General features: G+C 65.1%; 18 protein-coding genes and 1 tRNA gene. 9 read left to right on the top strand and 10 right to left on the bottom strand.

What is annotated here, in order from left to right:
- Positions 1-84: 84 nt before the first annotated feature.
- The 5 genes from murI to FAZ69_RS32400 all read right to left on the bottom strand — a co-directional run bounded on the left by murI (position 85) and on the right by FAZ69_RS32400 (position 4,981).
- Entirely contained in the window at positions 85-978 is an 894-nt protein-coding gene (gene murI, locus FAZ69_RS32420) for a glutamate racemase (protein WP_136899483.1), read from the bottom strand.
- A 149-nt stretch (positions 979-1,127) separates the two neighbouring features.
- Positions 1,128-1,607, bottom strand: a complete 480-nt coding sequence (bfr, locus tag FAZ69_RS32415; RefSeq protein WP_136899481.1) for a bacterioferritin — start codon at positions 1,605-1,607, stop codon at positions 1,128-1,130.
- 182 nt (positions 1,608-1,789) lie between these two features.
- Positions 1,790-3,313, bottom strand: a complete 1,524-nt coding sequence (locus tag FAZ69_RS32410; RefSeq protein ID WP_136899479.1) for a fumarate hydratase — start codon at positions 3,311-3,313, stop codon at positions 1,790-1,792.
- Positions 3,314-3,348: 35 nt separating this feature from the next.
- A complete protein-coding gene (locus FAZ69_RS32405) occupies positions 3,349-3,951 on the bottom strand; it encodes a TIGR00645 family protein (protein WP_136899477.1) in 603 nt (200 codons plus the stop codon).
- A gap of 124 nt (positions 3,952-4,075) precedes the next feature.
- Positions 4,076-4,981, bottom strand: coding sequence for a DMT family transporter (locus FAZ69_RS32400; protein WP_136899475.1), 906 nt, complete (start codon positions 4,979-4,981; stop codon positions 4,076-4,078).
- 451 nt (positions 4,982-5,432) lie between these two features.
- On the opposite strand from FAZ69_RS32400, the gene acs reads away from it, so the two are divergent.
- From acs to FAZ69_RS32385, 3 genes are all read left to right on the top strand, one after another.
- Positions 5,433-7,415: an acetate--CoA ligase gene (gene acs / locus FAZ69_RS32395; protein ID WP_136899473.1), complete on the top strand. Its 1,983-nt coding sequence runs from the start codon at positions 5,433-5,435 to the stop codon at positions 7,413-7,415.
- Positions 7,416-7,491: 76 nt separating this feature from the next.
- Positions 7,492-7,857, top strand: a complete 366-nt coding sequence (locus FAZ69_RS32390; protein ID WP_136899471.1) for a DUF4212 domain-containing protein — start codon at positions 7,492-7,494, stop codon at positions 7,855-7,857.
- Positions 7,854-9,872, top strand: coding sequence for a VC_2705 family sodium/solute symporter (locus FAZ69_RS32385; protein ID WP_136899469.1), 2,019 nt, complete (start codon positions 7,854-7,856; stop codon positions 9,870-9,872). The genes FAZ69_RS32390 and FAZ69_RS32385 overlap by 4 nt, the downstream gene beginning before the upstream one ends.
- 92 nt (positions 9,873-9,964) lie before the next feature.
- Here the strand turns inward: FAZ69_RS32385 and FAZ69_RS32380 are convergent.
- A tRNA-Ser gene (locus FAZ69_RS32380) sits at positions 9,965-10,055 on the bottom strand.
- Between the two features lie 328 nt (positions 10,056-10,383).
- Between FAZ69_RS32380 and FAZ69_RS32375 the strand changes: the two genes are divergently transcribed.
- Positions 10,384-10,860 (top strand): HrpB1 family type III secretion system apparatus protein, encoded by a 477-nt coding sequence (locus FAZ69_RS32375; protein WP_136899467.1) that lies wholly within the window; start codon positions 10,384-10,386, stop codon positions 10,858-10,860.
- A gap of 146 nt (positions 10,861-11,006) precedes the next feature.
- The gene (locus tag FAZ69_RS32370; RefSeq protein ID WP_136899465.1) at positions 11,007-12,203 is read left to right on the top strand and encodes a hypothetical protein; all 1,197 of its coding nucleotides are present in this window, start codon (positions 11,007-11,009) and stop codon (positions 12,201-12,203) included.
- A gap of 202 nt (positions 12,204-12,405) precedes the next feature.
- On the opposite strand, the gene FAZ69_RS32365 is transcribed toward FAZ69_RS32370, so the two are convergent.
- Positions 12,406-13,260, bottom strand: coding sequence for a methionyl-tRNA formyltransferase (locus FAZ69_RS32365; protein WP_136899463.1), 855 nt, complete (start codon positions 13,258-13,260; stop codon positions 12,406-12,408).
- Between the two features lie 322 nt (positions 13,261-13,582).
- Here FAZ69_RS32365 and FAZ69_RS32360 point away from each other — a divergent pair, with 322 nt between their 5' ends.
- Genes FAZ69_RS32360 through FAZ69_RS32350 form a run of 3 tightly spaced genes read left to right on the top strand, consistent with a single transcriptional unit; the run spans position 13,583 to position 15,745 of the window.
- The gene (locus tag FAZ69_RS32360) at positions 13,583-13,900 is read left to right on the top strand and encodes a hypothetical protein (RefSeq protein WP_136899461.1); all 318 of its coding nucleotides are present in this window, start codon (positions 13,583-13,585) and stop codon (positions 13,898-13,900) included.
- 15 nt (positions 13,901-13,915) lie between these two features.
- A complete protein-coding gene (locus FAZ69_RS32355) occupies positions 13,916-14,275 on the top strand; it encodes an HrpB1 family type III secretion system apparatus protein (protein ID WP_136899459.1) in 360 nt (119 codons plus the stop codon).
- Between the two features lie 27 nt (positions 14,276-14,302).
- The gene (locus FAZ69_RS32350; protein WP_136899457.1) at positions 14,303-15,745 is read left to right on the top strand and encodes a glycosyl hydrolase family 28-related protein; all 1,443 of its coding nucleotides are present in this window, start codon (positions 14,303-14,305) and stop codon (positions 15,743-15,745) included.
- Positions 15,746-16,336: 591 nt separating this feature from the next.
- On the opposite strand, the gene FAZ69_RS33515 is transcribed toward FAZ69_RS32350, so the two are convergent.
- Positions 16,337-17,176, bottom strand: coding sequence for a phage tail tip lysozyme (locus tag FAZ69_RS33515; protein WP_169708840.1), 840 nt, complete (start codon positions 17,174-17,176; stop codon positions 16,337-16,339).
- A 551-nt stretch (positions 17,177-17,727) separates the two neighbouring features.
- Here FAZ69_RS33515 and FAZ69_RS32335 point away from each other — a divergent pair.
- Positions 17,728-18,087, top strand: coding sequence for a hypothetical protein (locus FAZ69_RS32335; protein ID WP_136899451.1), 360 nt, complete (start codon positions 17,728-17,730; stop codon positions 18,085-18,087).
- Positions 18,088-18,277: 190 nt separating this feature from the next.
- Here the strand turns inward: FAZ69_RS32335 and FAZ69_RS32330 are convergent, their stop codons facing one another.
- Together FAZ69_RS32330 and FAZ69_RS32325 are read right to left on the bottom strand one after the other, a co-directional pair.
- Positions 18,278-18,751, bottom strand: a complete 474-nt coding sequence (locus FAZ69_RS32330) for a lytic transglycosylase domain-containing protein (protein ID WP_240702562.1) — start codon at positions 18,749-18,751, stop codon at positions 18,278-18,280.
- 133 nt (positions 18,752-18,884) lie between these two features.
- Positions 18,885-19,570, bottom strand: a 686-nt coding sequence (locus FAZ69_RS32325; RefSeq protein WP_136899449.1) for a helix-turn-helix transcriptional regulator, incomplete at its 5' end; no start/stop codon positions are given.

Raw genomic sequence — 19,570 nt, 5'->3', positions numbered from 1 at the left:
GCAACGCACGCTATGCCGAGTCGCGCGGCTTGGCAGCGGCGCGGGTGTAATGCGGGGTCGGATCGCCGTTCAGGCGACGGCAGGTCAGGTTGTTTGCGACGCGATTGCGACAGTGCGCCGCGACGGCACGTGCACGCGCTCGACCGGTGCGTCCAGGCCGAGCAGCGTGTATGCCAGCTGGCGCAGATGCTCGCCGTCGCTGGTCGAGCAAAGGCGGGGCAGAGCAGGCGCCGTGGCGGCTTCGGCCGCGCTCGCTCGCAAGCCGTTTGTCTCGAGCACGCGTTCGAGTTGACGGGCGATGGCCACGCTGGTGTCGATCAGCATCAGCCGGTCGCCGGCGATATCGCGGATGACGCGGTCGAAAAACGGATAGTGCGTGCAGCCGAGCACGAGCGTATCGGCTCCCGCATCGAGCATCGGGTCCAGGTAGCTTTTCAGCAGCGCGCGGACTTCCGCCGAGTCGACGTCGCAGCGCTCGATCGCTTCCACGAGGCCATGCCCCGGCTGGCACAGAAAGCGGCAATCGCCGGCGTAGCGCTCCTGCAGCGCTTGAAAGCGAGCGCTCCTTAACGTCACCTGGGTGGCGAGCACGCCCGCCACGCGAGTCTTCGACTGCAGCGCGGCCGGCTTGATGCCCGGCTCCACGCCGATGAGCGGAATCGGGAGCCGCTCGCGCACGAGTGAGATTGCCTGCGCCGTTGCCGTATTGCAGGCGACGACGAGTGCCTTCGCGCCTTGCGAGATCAGCCACTCGCCGATCGCGAGCGTGCGGTCGGCGATGAAATCGTCGTCGCGAAGGCCGTACGGCGCATAGGCCGAATCCGCGGCGTAGATCAGCGCTTCGCCGGGCAACTGGGCACGTACGGCGCGCAGCACGGAAAGCCCCCCCAGGCCCGAATCGAAGATGCCGACAGGCGCCGACGCGCGGTTTGCAGCGGCGATCGAATCTTGGGCGGACGCTTGGTGCGGTACGTTCATGAGAGCGTGCTGCGCAAAAGAATGGGGGCAGGGACGGATCGCGCCCGTCGGCATCGATGCATCGCGAGACGCGCATGGAAGCGCCGCATGTTACCCGCAAACGGGAGGGGTAAGCACGAGCGCGATCGCGTGCGGCCGATTCGGGCCGGTTACTCGGCCGAGCCGCCCATGGCGGATTGCTGGTAGTTCTGGATGCCGACCTTGTCGATGAGATCGAGCTGGGTTTCGAGCCAGTCGATATGCTCTTCGGTGTCGTCGAGGATCTTCACGAAGATCTCGCGCGAAACGAAATCGCGAACGGATTCGCAATATGCGATCGCTTCCTTGCAGGTGGCCTGGGAAATCTGCTCGAGCTTCAGGTCGCACTCGAGGATTTCCTTCGTCTCCTCGCCGATCAACAGCTTGTGCAGGTCTTGCAGGTTCGGCAGGCCGTCGAGCATGAAGATGCGTTCGATGAGCCAGTCGGCGTGCTTCATCTCGCCGATCGATTCGTCGTATTCATGCTTGCCGAGCTTCTCGAGCCCCCAGTGCTTGTACATCCGCGCGTGCAGGAAGTACTGGTTGATCGCGGTCAGCTCGTTCTTCAGCTGGGCGTTCAGATATTCGATGACTTTTTTATCGCCTTGCATGATTGTTCCTTGTTGGGAGGACTTCGACTCACAACGATAAACGCTGCAGATTAAAAAGCCAAGACCAAATGGCCCAGGTCGAAGTCTTTCGTTGACCGAAAGGGTGGCGTTTTGCGGTGGGGAGCAACGCAAAGAAAAAGCCGGGCCACGCGGCCCGGCCAGCGCTCAAGAATCCGCGGAAATCAAGCCGCTGCGACCGGAATCTTGCCGATCTTCGCTTGCCATTCCTTCGGTCCGGTCTGGTGCACGGAGGTGCCGTTCGAATCTACAGCAACTGTTACAGGCATATCGACGACGTCGAATTCGTAGATCGCTTCCATGCCGAGATCTTCGAATGCCAGCACCTTCGCTTCGCGGATCGCCTTCGACACCAGGTACGCCGCGCCGCCGACCGCCATCAGGTACGCCGCCTTGTGCTTCTTGATCGCCTCGATCGCGACCGGGCCGCGCTCGGCCTTGCCGATCATCGAAATGAGACCCGTTTGCGCCAGCATCGTCTCGGTGAACTTGTCCATGCGCGTCGCGGTGGTGGGGCCCGCCGGGCCGACCGCTTCGTCTCGCACCGGGTCGACCGGGCCGACGTAGTAGATCACGCGGTTCGTGAAATCGACCGGCAGCTTCTCGCCCTTGGCGAGCATGTCGGCGATGCGCTTGTGCGCGGCGTCGCGGCCCGTGAGCATCTTGCCCGAGAGCAGGAGCGTCTGGCCCGGCTTCCAGCTCGCGACTTCTTCCTGCGTGAGCGTGTTCAGGTCGATGCGCTTGCTGGTCTCCGTGTTCGGCTGCCAGGTGACCTTCGGCCAGGCGTCGAGCGGCGGCGCTTCGAGCTTCGCCGCGCCCGTGCCGTCGAGCGTGAAGTGCGCGTGGCGCGTGGCCGCGCAGTTCGGGATGATCGCGATCGGCTTGCTCGCGGCGTGCGTCGGCGCGGCCATGATCTTCACGTCGAGCACCGTCGACAGGCCGCCCAGGCCCTGGGCGCCGATCCCGAGCGCATTGACCTTCTCGTGCAGCTCGACGCGCAGCGCTTCGATCCAGTCCTGGGGACCGCGCGCGATGATCTCTTGAATATCGATCAGGTCCATCAGCGATTCCTTCGCCATGACCATCGCCTTCTCAGCGGTGCCGCCGATGCCGATGCCGAGCATGCCCGGCGGGCACCAGCCCGCGCCCATCGTCGGCACGGTCTTCAGCACCCAGTCGACGATCGAATCCGACGGGTTCAGCATCGCGAACTTCGACTTGTTCTCCGAGCCGCCGCCCTTGGCCGCGACCTGCACGTCGACCTTGTCGCCCGGCACGATCTCGTAGTGGATGACGGCCGGCGTGTTGTCCTTCGTGTTCTTGCGCGCGCCTTCGGGCGGGCTCACGATCGAGGCGCGCAGCACGTTGTCGGGGTTCAGGTAACCGCGGCGCACGCCCTCGTTGATCATATCGGTGACGCTCATCGTGGCACCGTCCCAGCGCACGTCCATGCCGATCTTCACGAACACGGTGACGATGCCGGTGTCCTGGCAAATCGGCCGATGGCCTTCCGCGCACATGCGGCTGTTGGTGAGGATCTGCGCGATGGCGTCTTTCGCGGCCGGGCTCTCTTCGAGCTCATACGCGCGGCCGAGCGCCTGGATGTAGTCGAGCGGATGGTAGTAGCTGATGTACTGCAGCGAATCGGCGATGCTCTGGATCAGGTCTTCCTGTTTGATGACAGTCATGGCTTGGGCTCAGTGGGGACGGGATGCTCAATAATTCAGGCGACTTCCTTGGACAGCTCGCGCGCTTCTTTGGCGCGCTCTTGCTCGTGGAAATGGACCGGATGGGTGTGCGTCGTCAGGCGGTCGACCCAGGCCATCACGAGCGCGGAGACAAGGAACGAGATGTGGATGATCACTTGCCACATCACGGCGTGCTCGGTGTGCTGGTCGGGGTTGATGAAGGTCTTCAGCAGGTGGACCGACGAAATGCTGATGAGCGCCATCGACAGCTTCACCTTCAGCACGCCCGCGTTGACGTGGTCGAGCCATTCGGGCTCGTCGGGATGTCCCTCGACGCCGAGCCGCGACACGAAGGTTTCGTAGCCGCCGACGATCACCATGATGAGCAGGTTCGAGATCATGACGACGTCGATCAGGCCGAGCACGGCAAGCATGATGCTGGTTTCGTCGAGGCTGCCGGCGTGCGTGAGCAGATGCCAGATCTCGGTCAAGAACAGATAGACGTAGACGCCTTGCGCCACGATCAGCCCCAGATAGAGCGGGACTTGCAGCCAGCGGCTCATGAAGATGACGGCGGGCAGCGGACGCAGCGGGCGGCGCGGCGGACGGCCGGAGCGGGCGGAGTGCGGGGCGGACATAAGGAGGCGGTCGGTCGTGTCGTGGCGCTGCCGCGTCGGGCAGCGCGCCGGGAAGTCGAAAAAAGCGCGCTATTGTACCGCGCCGTGCATTTTTTCCGCTTGGGACGCGGCCGGCGGTTTCCGCTTACGGCGTGACCGGCGGCGAGCGCTTGGCCTTCAGGCTCGCGAGCGCGATGCCGGCCACGACGCAGGCGAGCGCGACGCCGTGCGCGAGCGTCGGCCGCTCGTCGAGAAACACGATGCCGTAGACGGCCGCCGCGATCGGCAGCACGGCGCTGAACACGCCCGCGAGACTGCCCGGCACATGGCGGATGCCTTTCATCCAGAGCCAGAACGAGAAGATGCTGGCCGACAGCCCGTACCAGACGACAAGCGCCCAGGTGCTGGCCGGCACGCTCGCGTAGTCGAACGACAGCGACGCGCCGATGCCGAGCGGCAGCATCAGCAGCAGGCCGAACAGGTGGGTGTAGGCGCAGATGTCGATGGGCGCGAGCGTCTGCGTGAGGCGCCGCGACAGGATCACGTAGAACGATTCGCAGCAGACGGCGCCGAGCACCATGAGGTTGCCGGCCAGCGAGCTCCCGGCGGCGGCCCCGCCTTCCGCCGAGCCGGCGCCGTGCGCGAAGTTGATGACGATGACGCCGGTCATCGCGAGCGCGATCGAGACGAGCGCGCGGCCGTTCGGCTTCTCGCCGAGAAAGAGCCAGGAGAAGAGCGCGACGACGGCGGGGATGCTGCTCGTGATGACGCCCGCGGCCACGGCGCTCGTGCGCTGCACGCCGTTGAGCATCAGGAGCGTGAACATGAAGGTGCCGAAGAGCGCTTGCAGGAACAGGTTGAGCCATTCGCCGCGCTTCACGGTCTTCATCTTGACCGGACGAAAGAGCGGCCACAGCACGGCGATCGCCACCACGAAACGCAGGAGCGCGAGGACGGAAACGGGCACGAAAGCGACGATCGACTTGCCGATGCCGACATTGCTGCCGACGAGCAGCATCGCGGCAATGAGGAGAAAAGCGTAGCGGTTCAAGCTGGAGTCCAGGCGGGGAGTTCAGTTAGCATTGAGCATTGTAGGTTGCCGCTTAATAAGGCGTAAAGACAGCGGCAATACGCTCGGGCGGCGCAACTGCATCGTGCGATAGCGCTCAAATACATGAGCGGCCGCCGCCGGCGCGCGCTTAAATGCCCGTAAGTGACCGGTAAGTTGCAGTCGTTATCGTCACGTTTGATGGTACGGTCTGCACGAACCGGCAGGCCTTGCAGCAATGATTCCGGTGGCACGTCCGGCAGCATGCGTATGCTGCGGCGCCGCATGCGCGGCGGCGGGCGGGCCGCGTCGACAGCACGTGAAGCGCCGGGCGGCACGTGCGAGGGTAGGAGACAAGCGCAGCTTGCAAGCCGCGCTCACAAGACAAGGCGTGCCCGCATGACCAGGCGCGCCGGACAGAGGATTCATATTCACCTTCATGAAGGGGTTGTCGATGTCTGCGATTGAATCGGTTCTTCACGAAAGCCGTGTTTTCCCGCCGTCCGCCGAGACGGTGGCCAAGGCGGCGATTTCCGGCATGGATGCCTACCGTGCGCTCGCCGCCGAGGCCGAGCGCGATTACGAAGGCTTCTGGGCGAAGCTCGCACGCGAGGCGGTGGGCTGGCACAAGCCGTTCTCGAAGGTGCTCGACGAATCCAATGCGCCTTTCTACACGTGGTTCGAGGACGGCGAGCTGAACGCGTCGTACAACTGCCTCGACAGGCACGTCGAAGCCGGCAACGGCGGCACGGTCGCGATCGTCTTCGAAGCCGACGACGGCGCGGTCACTCGCGTCACCTATCAGGAACTGCTCTCTCGCGTGTGCCGCCTCGCGAACGCGCTCAAGAAGCGCGGCGTCAAGAAGGGCGACCGCGTCGTGATCTACATGCCGATGTCGATCGAAGGCGTGGTCGCGATGCAGGCCTGCGCGCGCATCGGCGCGCCGCATTCGGTCGTGTTCGGCGGCTTCTCGTCGAAGTCGCTGAACGAGCGGCTCGTCGACGTCGGCGCGGTCGCGCTGATCACGTCGGACGAACAGATGCGCGGCGGCAAGGCGCTGCCGCTCAAGAACATCGCCGACGAAGCGCTCGCGATGGGCGGCTGCGAGGCGGTCAAGAGCGTGATCGTCCATCGGCGCACGGGCGGCAAGGTGCAATGGAACGCCGATCGCGACCTGTGGATGCACGAGATCACCGCCAATGAAGCCGATGCCTGCGCGCCCGAATGGGTCGGCGCCGAGCATCCGCTGTTCGTGCTCTACACGTCGGGCTCGACGGGCCGTCCGAAGGGCGTGCAGCACAGCACGGGCGGCTACCTGCTGTGGGCCGCGCAGAGCATGAAATGGACCTTCGACTGGAAGCCGTCCGATGTCTTCTGGTGTACGGCCGACATCGGCTGGATCACGGGGCACACGTACATCGCCTACGGTCCGCTCGCGCTTGGAGCGACGCAGGTGATGTTCGAGGGCGTGCCGACCTATCCCGACGGCGGCCGCTTCTGGAGCATGATCGAGAAGCACAAGGTCACGGTGTTCTATACGGCGCCCACCGCGATCCGCTCGCTGATCAAGATCGCCGAGGCCGATCCGAAGGTGCATCCGAAGAGCTATGACCTCTCGAGCCTGCGCATCCTCGGCACCGTCGGCGAGCCGATCAATCCCGAAGCGTGGATGTGGTACTACGAGAACGTGGGCGGCTCGCGCTGCCCGATCGTCGATACCTGGTGGCAGACCGAGACCGGCGGCCACATGATCACGCCGCTGCCGGGCGCGACGCCGCTCGTGCCGGGCTCGTGCACGCTGCCGCTGCCGGGCATCATGGCGGCGATCGTCGACGAGACCGGGCAGGACGTGCCCAACGGGCAGGGCGGGATCCTCGTGGTGAAGCGTCCGTGGCCGTCGATGATCCGCACGATCTGGGGCGATCCCGAGCGCTTCAAGAAGAGCTACTACCCCGAGGAGCTCGGCGGCAAGCTCTACCTTGCCGGCGACGGCAGCGTGCGCGACAAGGACACCGGCAACTTCACGATCATGGGCCGCATCGACGACGTGCTCAACGTCTCGGGCCACCGGCTCGGGACGATGGAGATCGAGTCGGCGCTCGTGGCGAATTCGATCGTCGCCGAAGCGGCCGTGGTCGGGCGGCCAGACGACACGACCGGCGAGGCCGTGGTGGCGTTCGTTGTGCTCAAGCGGGCGCGTCCGGCGGGCGAGGAGGCGGCGAAGCTCGCGAACGAACTGCGCGCGTGGGTCGGCAAGGAGATCGGGCCGATCGCGAAGCCGAAGGACATCCGCTTCGGCGACAACTTGCCGAAGACGCGTTCCGGCAAGATCATGCGGCGCCTGTTGCGCTCGCTCGCGAAGGGCGAGGCGATCACGCAGGATGTGTCGACGCTCGAGAATCCCGCGATTCTCGATCAGCTCGGCGAGTCGCTGTAACCCGATAAGCCCGGGCCATAGGCACGGCGCGGACAATCCCGATTGTCTGCGCCGCGCCTTTTTGATACATAGGCGCATGGCCGCGCCGCACACCTCCCACGCTCTCCCGCTGAACCCTCCGCCCGAACCGCCCCCGGTCACGGAGGCGATGGCGCTCGCCCATCGGCGCTACTGGCGCTTCAACGTTGCGCTGATCGCCGTGCTGATGTCGATCGGCTTCTTCGTGTCGTTCGTCGTGCCGGCGCTGTCGCGGCCTCTCGCGAACGTGCGCATCGCCGGCTTTCGGCTGCCGTTCTATCTCGGCGCGCAAGGGGCGATCCTGATCTATCTCGTGCTGATCGTCGTCTATATCGTGCTGATGCAGCGCGCGGATCGCGCCCTGCAGCGCGCCTTCGATGCGGACGCATCCGCTGCCGCCCGAGCGACGGAAGCCGCTCGATGACGCTCACGCACCGGCTGATTCGCGCCTACGCGCTCTATACGCTCGGCTTCTTCGGGTTCATCTACGTGCTGTGGCGCATCGAGCGCACGACGGGCGCGGGCGTGTGGGTCGGCTACGTGTTCCTGTTCGTGCCGATCGCCGTGTATGCGGTGATCGGCCTGCTGTCGCGGACTTCCGATCTCGTCGAGTACTACGTGGCCGGGCGGCGCGTGCCGTCGGCGTTCAACGGCATGGCGACGGCCGCGGACTGGCTCTCGGCCGCGTCCTTCATCGGCCTCGCCGGGTCGCTCTACGCCACCGGCTACGACGGCCTCGCCTACCTGATGGGCTGGACGGGCGGCTACTGCCTCGTCGCGTTCCTGCTCGCGCCGTACGTGCGCAAGCTCGCGCGCTACACGATTCCCGATTTTCTCGGCACGCGCTTTTCGAGCAACACGGTGCGCGCGCTCGCGGCGCTCGCCGCGATCCTCTGCTCGTTCGTCTACCTCGTCGCGCAGATCCAGGGGATCGGGCTGATCGCGACGCGCTTCATCGGCGTGGACTTCGCGATCGGCATCTCGTGCGGGCTGGCGGGGATCCTCGTTTGCTCGTTTCTCGGCGGGATGCGTGCGGTGACGTGGACGCAGGTCGCGCAGTACATCATCCTGATCAGCGCGTTTCTGATCCCGGTGTCGATGATCGCGCACAAGGACGGCCTCGGCTGGGTGCCGCAATTGAGCTACGGCCACTTGATGGAAAAGCTCGAGAGGCTCGAGCACGACGTGCAAGCCGCGCCGAAGGAGGGGAGCGTGCGCGCCTGGTATCGCGAGCGCGCGGCGCAGATCGACGCGCGGATCGCGGCGCTGCCGGCGTCGTATGCCGGCGAGCGCGCGCGGCTCGCGCACGAGATCGCCGAGCTGCGGCGGCATAACGGGCCGCTGCGCGAGATCGACCTGCGCGAGCGGACGTTGGCCGACTTCCCGCGCGACGCGGCGGCGGCGCGCATCGTCTGGGAGCAGGAGCGCGACGAGATGCTTGCGCGCGCAACCGATCCGGTGCCGATGCACGAGGCGTTTCCGGCGGCGAACGAGGAGGAGCGGCGCATTCACGAGCGCAATTTCCTGTCGTTGCTGCTGTGCCTGTCGCTCGGCACGGCGAGCCTGCCGCATATCCTGACGCGCTACAACACGACGACCTCGGTCGGCTCGGCGCGCCGCTCCGTCGGCTGGACGCTGTTTTTCGTCGCGCTGTTCTATCTGACCGTGCCGGTGCTCGCGGTGCTGATCAAGTACGAGATCTTGACGAACCTCGTCGGCCATTCGTTCGCCGATTGGCCGCAATGGGTGACGCAATGGCATCGCGTCGAGCCGTCGCTGATCGGCATCGCCGATACGAATCGCGACGGCATCATCCGCTGGTCGGAGATCCGCATGCAGCCCGACATGGTCGTGCTCGCCGCGCCCGAAATCGCCGGGCTGCCATACGTGATGTCGGGGTTGATCGCCGCGGGGGCGCTGGCTGCGGCGCTGTCGACGGCCGATGGTTTGCTGCTGACGATCGCGAACGCGCTCTCGCACGACGTCTACTACCACATGGTCGATCCGTCGGCGTCGAGCCAGCGGCGCGTGACGATCTCGAAGATCCTGCTGCTGGGCGTGGCGTTGTTTGCGTCGTATGTGGCGTCGCTCAATACGGGGAATATTCTGTTTCTGGTTGGGGCGGCGTTTTCGCTCGCGGCGTCGAGTTTGTTTCCGGTGCTCGTGCTCGGTGTGTTCTGGAAGCGCACGACCAAGCTTGGGGCGGTGGCGGGGATGGTCGCGGGGCTCGTGGTCTGCGTCTATTACATCGTGTCGACGTATCCGTATTTTGCGCAGTTGACGGGCTTTGCCGGGCAGCGCTGGTTCGGGATCGAGCCGATCAGCTCGGGCGTGTTCGGCGTGCCGGCGGGGTTTGCGGTGACGGTGCTGGTGAGTTTGCTGGATCGCAAGCCGGATGCGTATACGACGGCGCTGGTCGACTATATCCGTCATCCCTGACGGGCGGGGGCGTTGCGCGATAAGGCGAATGAGGCGCTAAAAAACAAAATCCCCGCAAGCCATTGAGCTTGCGGGGATTTTTTATTCGTTCCTGGCGGAGAGAGGGGGATTCGAACCCCCGATAGGCTATTAACCTATACACGCTTTCCAGGCGTGCGACTTAAACCACTCATCCATCTCTCCGACGGGACGCGCATTATAGCAAACTTCGGGCCCCGCGCCACCACCCGGCGGCGGCCCCATTTTCCGCGTTTCGGGCCCCGCGCCACCACCCGGCGGCGGCCCCATTTTCCGCGTCGCCGATCCCCGCCTGGCAGCACCCCCACACCCCCGCTTCGCACAGCGATCGACACGTTCGCATCCCCGCAACCGCGAAAGACCGAATCCGGGACACTGGTCGCCAGCGGGAAACCCAGACAGGACCAGCCCGAGCCGGCCGCAAGGCACACGGCGTCAGCGCGGCGTCACCGCGCATTTTTTGATTGCAGGACTCCAAGCAGACGAGGATATCGTGACTCACACAGGATGCAGGGATGACGTAGCCAGCGGCCTTACAAAAATGCTGTGGACCGCTTCGCAGCTCGACGGGGAATCGGATTTCGAGGACCTGCTCGAAGCGATTCGCGTGCTGCGGCCGCAATGGCGGGACGCGGGCACGGTCGCCGCCTGGCGCTACGTGCGGCGCCAGGCGTGGGTGGACGCGCGGCGCGTGCTCGAGGACGAGGACGAGCAGGCGAAGCGCTCGGGGCTGCACGCGGCGCTGATGGCGGTTTGTCTCTTCGGTCTCGAGGATCCCTTGTGGCACAGCTACGCGCGAACCGCCGCGGAGCAGCGCGAGAGCCCCGAGGCCTCCAGGATCGGCTTTCGGCTGCTGGAACGCGCCGCCAAGTCGGACCTTCGCGACGTGGCCGAGCCGGCGCCGCCGGCGGCCCCGGCTGCGCAGGACAACGCCGGTTACTCGGCGTCGATGATGTGGGTGCGTGCGTGAGCCCGCAGCCTTGCGTGCTTGAGTTGATTCGTGTTTCAGCCGCTATGTTCGCGTCGTGACCCTCAAGGCCGAATCGCGTGCATAGACTGAATTTGCCAAGCAGTACAGACGTTCCATTGACCCTTACCTGACAGGCAGAAATCATCATGAGTCTCGAACTTTCGAACAACAATGTGTTTTCAAACTTCTCGACGGATCCGAACACGTACCTGAATGCGCTCAATCAGGGCAACGGTTCGTCCCAAACCTCGCCCCAAAGCATGATCCAGGAGCTCATTCAGGATCTGAGCCAGCTGCTGAAGCAACAGGAGAACGGCGGTCAAGGCGGCAACGGCGGCAACGGCGGCAGCGGTGGTGAAGGCGGCACGCCCTCGGGCGCCATGCCGACCACGACGGGCGCCACCCCGGGAGCGCCGGGAACGAGCCCTTCGACCGGCGGCTTGCCGACCCCGACTGGCGGCTCGCTTCCGACGATGGGCGGCACGCCCGGCGGCGCAGGCCAGATGACGGCGCAAAACGCGTCGGGTGTGCTCGCGGCCTACATGGGCTCGAGCAACACCGGCACGCTGGATCCGAACGCGATGTACAAGCTCGCGGAGAATGCCGACGGCAACACGCCGCAGACGGTTCAGCAAGCGGCCAAGTTCATGCTGGCGAACCCGGACACCTATCAGAAGATCGAGACGCACGACGTGGGGGGCACCGATGGCATTTCGGGCGCCGGCAACTTCCAGTGGGCGGCTCAAGGCGGCCTTGGCGCGGCAGGCAACGTGCCGAGCGGCGGCTCGGGCGCCACGCCGGCGCCGATGGGCATGACGCCCCGGATCGGCACGACGATCCCGACGGGCACGACCCCAGGCATGACGGGCACGACGCCGGGCATGACGGGCACGACGCCGGGCATGACGGGCACGACCCCGAGCACGACGAGCTCGCTGCCGACCCCGAAGGGCACCGGCGACCTCGTGAACGACGGCAAGTCGTTGCAGATGGGGGACGAAGGCCAGGCGCTGTCGAACTTCAACCAGCAGGATCCGGCCTCGTTCCAGGCCTTCCAGAATGCGTTGTCCCACGGCGACGGCAATTCCGCCTGCCACATCCTGGCCAATGCGGTCAGCTCGGGCAAGATCAGCCAGTCGACCGGGGCGGCGCTCGGCGCCCAGGTGCAGCAGACCGCCAACGCGCACGGCGGCGGCAAGATCAACGGCGACGCAAGCAACGCCCTCTCGAGCGCCTTGGGCGGCAACAACGTGCTGACGCCGGGCAAGACGCGAGGCGCCATTGCCTTCGAGAACCTCTTTGGCATCAACACCAGCAGCGTCCTTGGGGTGAGCACGCAGTAAGCAGGACTCGCCGGCAGCCGGCAACAGGCTGCCGGAACCGGATGTCGATGTGCGCGGCCGCGCTGCCAATGAAGGCAGCGCGGCTTTTTCGTATTGGCGGTGACTCACGCGCCCGATGCGATCTCGAGCGCTGCAAAGAAGAAGCCCGGGACACCTTGCGGTGTCCCGGGCCCAGGCACGAACTGCGTCGAGGTTTTAAGCGTCAACCCTGCATGCGAATGCGGGCCTGCTCGCTCAACGGGCTCCATTCGATGAGCGCGACGAACCCGTCGGCCGCGGCGATCACGACCCAGCGGTGATACTGGTGCACGACCTGTCCGGGCTCGTAATGGTGGGCCTCTTGCCACGCCACCGCGCGCCGCACATGGACCTTCGTGCCGTGCAGCGGAGCGAGGCATTCGATGAGCCCGAGCGCGCGCACGATGCGCATCGATTCCGCCACGGGTTTCGTGAAGTCCAACGTGCGCTCGCCTTCGGAAATCCGCGGCCAGTAGTCCCCTCCGCTTTGCGCGCGGCTGTCGCGCCAAAGCTGCTCGAACTCGCGGGCAACGCGCGAGGCGAGGCGCTGCGCCGCCATCTGCAGTTTCAGCTGCAGCGTTTCGTGCCATTCGTCGGCCTCGATCGGGAACGGCTCGGATGCGATGAGCTCGCCGGTATCGAAGTCCGTGTCGATCCGATGACAGCTGATTCCCCATTCGCGCCGGTCGTCGAGGATGGCCCGAATGAGCGGATAGGGTCCGCGTCCTTCGGGCAACGGCGACGGATGGAAGTTCGCGGCATAGCGCAGATGCCCGCGCCAGTCGGGGATGCGCCATTGGTAGCCGGAGACGATCAGCGCATCGCACTGCTGCGACGCGAGCCGGCGCAAATCGTCTTCGTCGATGCGCGAGAGTTTCACCGGAATGCGGTGCTGTTCCGCGCGCTCGACCATCTCGCTGTTGAAATCGTGCCGGTTATCGACGGGAATCGTGAAGAGCGCGACAGGCTCCCAGCCGGCCGCAACGAAAGTGTCGAAGACAACACGCCAGCGGTCGAAGCCGGCGAACGCGAATCGCATGATGGGTTCTCCTGGTGAACGCGACGGCAAGCGGCCGTGCAGGCTTTTAGCGTACCCACGCGCATGCGCGCTCGCGCCGCAGGGCCGGAACTTTTGTCGACGGGTGCGAACCCTGAGGCTTCAGGTGACGCTTCGCAGCAGGTAGGGCCGCTTTGCCCGGTTCGCAGCGAACGGTTCGCTTCGCGTTTCACGGCTCCGCTTCGCGGCGGGCGCTATCCCCGAGGCTTGGGTTCACTACATTGGCATCAGGGCCGACGACATGCGGCACCGATCCCGCGCCGCATCGCGAGCGCAACTTCTTAACCGAATAGGAGAGTTAAAAATGGGTCTCTTGGATTTTGCTGGCAAGGTCGTGGGCGACGTTGTTAAAGGTGCCGAGCACAGTGCCGAAGACGTGCTTAAAGGAGGGGGAAAAGTACTCGGCGGCGCCGCCGATTTTGCGAAGGGGCTCGCGAAGGGCAATTTGAGTGAAGCCTTTGGCGGCGTAAAGGAGATGGGCAAGGGTGGTTTTGATGCCTTCAGCGGCGCCAAGGATCTGACGGAATTGGCGTCGCCGGAGGGCTTGGCGGCGAACGTTCTGCTGGACGGCGCCAAGGAGGGCATCAAATCGCTCCCCGGCCAGAACAACGCCACGGCGTAACGCGGGGTGGCCGACATGATGGACGTTATCACTGAAATGCGCGGCGAGGCGCCGGCGATGGCGCAAGCCGTCATCGAGCGCCTCCAGGGGAACGACGCGGACGAGGCCGAGGTTTTGCTCGCGCAGATGAACGAAGCCTATCCGGAAACCCGCGACTTCCTGATCTTTCCCGTGACGATCGCGCTCTTGCGCGGGCGGCCGCACGATGCGTGGCAGCTCGTGAACGGTTTGCCGGAGGACCGTTCGCCCGAGCTCAAGGCGCTGTGCCTGAAGATGCTCGGCGATCCGCTGTGGCACAGCTACGCCACGGCGCACGAGGACAGTCAGGATCCCTTCGTGCGTCTGGCGATGCGCAAATTGCTTGGCTCGGCTTGACTTTCAACTTGAACACGGCGAGACATCATGTCCACGACGATCACTTCCTACAGCACCAATCCGGTCGACTACCTGAATGGGACGTATGCCACGAATCAAAGCGGCAGCAGTAATGCCACGAATCAAGGCAGCGGTAACAACGTCATCGACGAACTGATTCAGTTTCTCGAAACGTTGCTCTCGGAGATGATCGGTCAGGACTCGGGTTCTTCGTCTTCCGGCGGAATGGGCGGAGGGGGAGGCCAGCAGCCGGCTCCCTCCTTCTCCACACCGCAGCCAGCGATGAGCGCCGCGCCGACGCCTTCCACGGGCACGACTTCGACGCCCGCCACGGGCACGACGCCGACGTCGACGCCCGCCACGAGCGCTACGCCGACTTCCGGCACGAGCACGACACCGGCGTCCTCGAACACGACGCCTTCGACGACCGGCACCGGCTCGTCCAATCCCTCCGCCGTCTCCAGCGGCGCGCCGGGCGCATCCGTCGGCACGAACGCGGGCCAGCCCGCGAACTCGATCAGCGTGGCGGACTACGGCGCGAAGGGCGACGGCTCGACCGACGACACCCAGGCGCTGCAAAGCGCCTTCAACGCCGCCGCGGCGCAGGGCAAATCCGTCTATATTCCGCCGGGCACCTACAACCACAGCGGCACGCTGTCGGTCAACGGCGTGAACGTGAGCGGCGCGGGCAGCCAGTCGAAGCTGGTCGCGACCAACCCGGACGAGGAAACGATCAAGCTCGGCAGCAATTCGTCGCTGTCGAACCTCGAGACTTCCGTGTCGGCCGGCAATCGCAGCTCGCAGCCCGACGCGGCAGCCATCGACGTCACGGGCTCGAACGTGAGCGTCAGCCACGTGACGACGCTCGGCGCGGCGTCGAACGGCATCCGCCTCGACGGCGCGACCAACGCAAAGATCAGCGGCAATCTCGTCCAAGGCTCGAACGCCGACGGCATCGCGCTGATGAACGGCTCCTCGAACAACACGATCGACGGCAACGAGGTCTATCAGGCAGGTGACGACTCGTACTCCGACGATTCCTATACGTTCGACGGCAAGCAGGATTCGGGCAACGTGTTCAGCCACGATCTCTCGCTCGCCAACTCTTACGGGCGCAGCTTCGCGCTGATGGGCGCGAGCGGCGACACGATCGAGAACTCGGTCTCGGACGGCTCCAAATGGATGGGCATCGTCGCGGGCACGGATTCCAACAGCCGGACCCTGACCGGCTCGAACGACACGATCAAGAACAACCTGGTCATGAACGCGAACGGCGACGCCGTGGACGTGATGGGGGCCGGCGGCTCGCTGAGCCAGGGCGGAGCGGGCATGAACATCTCGGGCAACAGCACGAGCGGCTCGGAAGCCTCGGTTCTCGGCTTCGATCCGGTGACCAATCTCACCGATCGCAGCAAGATCAACAGCAGCTATATCGCCGGCACCGGGGACGGTGCGCATAACGGCTCCTGAAACCCCGAGCCGGGATCGGCGATCGTTCCCGGCAAGACGCTTTCGATTGAGCGCGCCGCGGCCTTGATGGCCCGGCGCGCTTTTGTTTCGTCTTGCAGGCGGGCATTGCAAGGTGTTTCGGGGTTTGCGGTTCGCCGGTCGCCGGTCGTGGTTCGCAGGTTGCTGTGACGTCCGGCGCCGCGCCGCGCACATTGCATGCGGATCGGCGGCATGCCGTGGCGCTTGCGCTTGCCGCGCAGGCTCGATGGCGTCTCGCGCTGCGACGTCAAGCCACGCTACGCGGGCGGCTTCTACATCGCTTGGTTATCAGGTCGGGTTGCGGTGCATTCCGCCCATGTCTCGCGCATTGCGCTCGATCGTCGATGGCCGGGACAGGCTGCGTTTGGCCGCGTTTGGCTGAGTGGCTGGGCGGCTGAGCGGGTAAGCGGGTAAGCGGCTGAGCGGGTGAGCGGGTGAGCGGGTGAGCGGCCGGATGGTCGGGGGCTGCGCCGGGCCAGGCTTCGCAGTTCGATATCGGAGGGCGATGAAAAGAAAACCCCCGCCTTCGAACCTTCAGGCGGGGGCAAGGTCCGGGCGAGCCCGGAATGCGCTTTACAGACCTTGTTGCAGGAACTGCTGCGCGTATTGATCGCGATTGGCCATCTGCGGATCGCTTGCCAGCTCGTAGTCCTTATCCCAGACCATCGCGGCCTGGTCGGTCGAGCTCGTGTTCTTGATGTCCGAGATGGTCTTGCTGTAGTCCGTCGACAGCTCCTTATCCATGAAGCCGATGTTGGCCTGGAGGCTGCCCGGATCCAGGCCGTTTTGCTTGGCGTAGTCGATTTCCCCCTGCTTGCGTGTGCCGCCCCACTGGGCGAGACCCCAGCCGTTGCCGTTGTCGTCCGCGAAGTTGCTCGACGGGGCACCCTTCGCGCCGCCTTGGTTGATATCGCCCTGCAGGCCGCTCTCCTGCTGAAGATTGCCGAGCACCCCAGCCGCTTGCGTCGCGTTCAGGCCGAATTTCTGCTCCAGGTTGTCCGCGATGGCCTTGGCAGGATCGCTGCTCGATACGGTCGGCACACCACCACCGCCGCCGCTGCCGCTGCCGCTGCTCGAAGGATCGCCGCCGGCGCTCGAAGGCCCGCCACCGCCATCGCCGCCACCGTCATTGCCGGCGACGCTCGAAGGCCCGCCGCCGCCGCCACCACCACCACCGTTGTCGCCGCCGACACTCGAAGGCGCTCCGCCGCCGCCACCACCGCTGCCGCTCGGGGCGCCGACGCCGTTCGAGCCGTTGTTCGAGCCGCCGTTCATCTGGCTCAGAATCTGTTGCAGCTCCTGGAGCAACATCTCGAGAAACTGCATCTGCTGGTTGTTGTTGTTGCTGCCGCCGACCCCGCTGAGGTCGTTCGTGTAGGAGGAGTTGGCCCCCGAAATTGCCGTCGTAGACATGAAGTATCTCCGTATCGGAAATGCTGCTGGTGTTGGGTTGCGAGATCGAACTTGGATATGAATTGATGTCCTGCATGAAGCAGGTTATTGCCGATTGGCGAATCGAGCGCGAGCGATACGAAGTTCGCTGCGGATTAGCGAAGCGTGCCGATGTTTTCGCGTCGGGTTGCGCGGCGTGCTCGTGCGGTTGCGGCCCAACTTCGCATATCGTTGCGATACATCGCATTCGCGTCGCTGCGCGTCTCGTTGAAGATTAATGTCTACTCGTAGCGAACGTTGTCCGTCCATACCAGTTTCGAAAGCGACGTCGCACGACGATGCCGTCCATGGCGGGCGGTAATCCATAGTCTAATTTTGAGGTACTGATCATGGTCAATAAAGTTAGTGGCGGACATATTCAAACAACTAGTTTTGAGCGTCCTGAAGCCACTCCAAAAGGGCCCCGAGCGCCGGCGTCGCCGTCTCGCGAAAGCACCGGCGGGGCTCAGCTTCAAGACTTGTCGAACATTGGGTCGAGACCGCCTCGCGTACCGTTAGAGACCAAGCCAGGAATGCGTTTCTCGCAACTGCCGAGCCAGGCGATGCCCGCGCTCGCCACGATGGCCCAAACCGCAGGTCATTTCATGCCAGGGATGGCCGGTGCTGCTTTGAATATCGGCGGGAGCCTTTTAGGGGCCGCGAGTGGGGCGGCCGGTACCCTGGGTAGCGCGGGCGATGCTGCGCAATCGCTGGGGCAGATGGCTAGCGACAACGCGATAAGTCTAGCGACGCAATCGGCGATGATGAAGATGAACAACCAGATGACCCTTGAGGCTGCCAAGCTCAAGAATGACCAGACTAGGGTCCAAACCGAAGCCGAGATGATGACGAAGGGCATGGAGGAATCCAAAAAGATCCTCACTGGCGGCTGATCGCCAGTCGGCTTTGCGCCGCGGCGTCGTTCCGCGGCACAGTCCATCGCGTTGTGTCAAAGGGCGGGCTGTTTGCCGCCCCCTTTCTATTGCGCTCAGTTCGCTTGCCAGCGGCTCTTAACGGTCGAGTGCGCATCCCGGCTGCGTTCGACGGCCCTGCCGAACGGCAAGCGCCGACGTCAATCACACTTCAATTCCCCGCCTGCGCCTCGCTGATCCGCCACACGATCGCTTCGATCGAACGCGCGTAACGGTCGCGCTCGGCGGGCGTCTCCGAATGATAGGCGCCGACGGCCGCCCATGTGTTGCCGTACTTCACCATCATCTTGTGCAGGTGCCACGCGGCCACGAAGATGCTGGCGCACGGGTTCATCAAGTCGTTCGAAGAGACGCCGTAGCGGGCCAGGACGGGCAGATGGATCGAGTTGATCTGCATCATTCCGTAGTCGATCGAGCCGTTCGTATTGCGATGGACCGCATTGGCGTTGCCGTGCGATTCCTGCCAGGCGATCGCGCGCAGCACCACCGGGCTGACGTGCTGGTAGACGGCCGCCTCGGCGAAGCAGTCGGGCGCGGCGCGCACCTCGGCGGGCTTCGTGACGAAGAGGGCGAGCGCCAGCGCGAGCGCCGGCTTCAGCGTACGGAGCGGCATGGGCAGGGGCATGGTGTAGTCCGAAGCGAGATGGACGAGAGGATGCCGAGCATCGGGTCCGGCGTGCGCGAAAAGAAACGCCGCCCGGCCACGCATGTCGCGTTGCGTCGGGCGGCGCGGGCGTGTGCAGAACGCGCTGCCGGAATCAACGGCCCATCGTTTCCGACGGCGCTTCCTGGAACACGCGGCGATAGCCGTTGATGAGCGTGGAGCGATGGCGCACGCCCCACTTGTTGGCGACGTCGAGCACGCGGGTGACCGGTGCGTCGTCGTCGAGCAGGTCGTCGCGGATGCGCTCCATGCGCTGGCGGCGGATCAGCTCGCTCGGCGAGAGCCCGAGGTGGTTCTTGAACGCAGCCTGCATCGCGCGCTCGGTCACGCCGACATGCGAGGCCACTTCGCGCACCGACAAATCCTTCTGGTCCAGGTTGTCCATCAGGTAGCGGTAGGCGCGGCGGTATTTCGCGGGCAGCCGTGCGCTCACGTCGTCGGAGCGTTGCGCGGTGCGCGCCGTCTGCATGGCGTCCGAGGCGACCGTCGGCATCGACATGCTGTCGGCCCGCACGTGCTGGATCGAAGCGAGCGCGTAGCGGCCGTAGAACTGCGCGAACTCCTGCGTGCGCATCTGCTGCTGCAGGACCTTGGCGCGGCAGTACAGATAGTCGAGATACCAGCGCGCATGCTGAGCGCCTTGCGAGGCCGCGGCGCCCGACGCGTCGAGCATCGCTTCGGCGATCGGCGTGGCGTGGCCGGCGACGGCCGCGAGCGTGATCTCGAGGCACAGGCTGCGGTGGTAGTCGTTGAGGCCGGCCTTGCGGCTCCAGCTCACGT

The organism is Trinickia terrae (assembly GCF_005144415.1).
In the GTDB taxonomy this organism is placed as follows: domain Bacteria; phylum Pseudomonadota; class Gammaproteobacteria; order Burkholderiales; family Burkholderiaceae; genus Trinickia_A; species Trinickia_A terrae.
Note: the sequence above shows the minus strand (reverse complement) of the source record. Positions and strands in the feature narration are given on the sequence as shown.

Coding starts and splice junctions, on each gene's coding strand:
- bfr (WP_136899481.1), bottom strand. CDS start 1,607: ATGCAAGGCGATAAAAAAGTCATCGAATATCTGAACGCCCAGCTGAAG.
- murI (WP_136899483.1), bottom strand. CDS start 978: ATGAACGTACCGCACCAAGCGTCCGCCCAAGATTCGATCGCCGCTGCA.
- FAZ69_RS32360 (WP_136899461.1), top strand. CDS start 13,583: ATGGGTCTCTTGGATTTTGCTGGCAAGGTCGTGGGCGACGTTGTTAAA.
- FAZ69_RS32390 (WP_136899471.1), top strand. CDS start 7,492: ATGGCCGCGCCGCACACCTCCCACGCTCTCCCGCTGAACCCTCCGCCC.
- FAZ69_RS32350 (WP_136899457.1), top strand. CDS start 14,303: ATGTCCACGACGATCACTTCCTACAGCACCAATCCGGTCGACTACCTG.
- FAZ69_RS32330 (WP_240702562.1), bottom strand. CDS start 18,751: ATGCCCCTGCCCATGCCGCTCCGTACGCTGAAGCCGGCGCTCGCGCTG.
- FAZ69_RS32370 (WP_136899465.1), top strand. CDS start 11,007: ATGAGTCTCGAACTTTCGAACAACAATGTGTTTTCAAACTTCTCGACG.
- FAZ69_RS32405 (WP_136899477.1), bottom strand. CDS start 3,951: ATGTCCGCCCCGCACTCCGCCCGCTCCGGCCGTCCGCCGCGCCGCCCG.
- acs (WP_136899473.1), top strand. CDS start 5,433: ATGTCTGCGATTGAATCGGTTCTTCACGAAAGCCGTGTTTTCCCGCCG.
- FAZ69_RS32355 (WP_136899459.1), top strand. CDS start 13,916: ATGATGGACGTTATCACTGAAATGCGCGGCGAGGCGCCGGCGATGGCG.
- FAZ69_RS32385 (WP_136899469.1), top strand. CDS start 7,854: ATGACGCTCACGCACCGGCTGATTCGCGCCTACGCGCTCTATACGCTC.
- FAZ69_RS33515 (WP_169708840.1), bottom strand. CDS start 17,176: ATGTCTACGACGGCAATTTCGGGGGCCAACTCCTCCTACACGAACGAC.
- FAZ69_RS32410 (WP_136899479.1), bottom strand. CDS start 3,313: ATGACTGTCATCAAACAGGAAGACCTGATCCAGAGCATCGCCGATTCG.
- FAZ69_RS32335 (WP_136899451.1), top strand. CDS start 17,728: ATGCGTTTCTCGCAACTGCCGAGCCAGGCGATGCCCGCGCTCGCCACG.
- FAZ69_RS32365 (WP_136899463.1), bottom strand. CDS start 13,260: ATGCGATTCGCGTTCGCCGGCTTCGACCGCTGGCGTGTTGTCTTCGAC.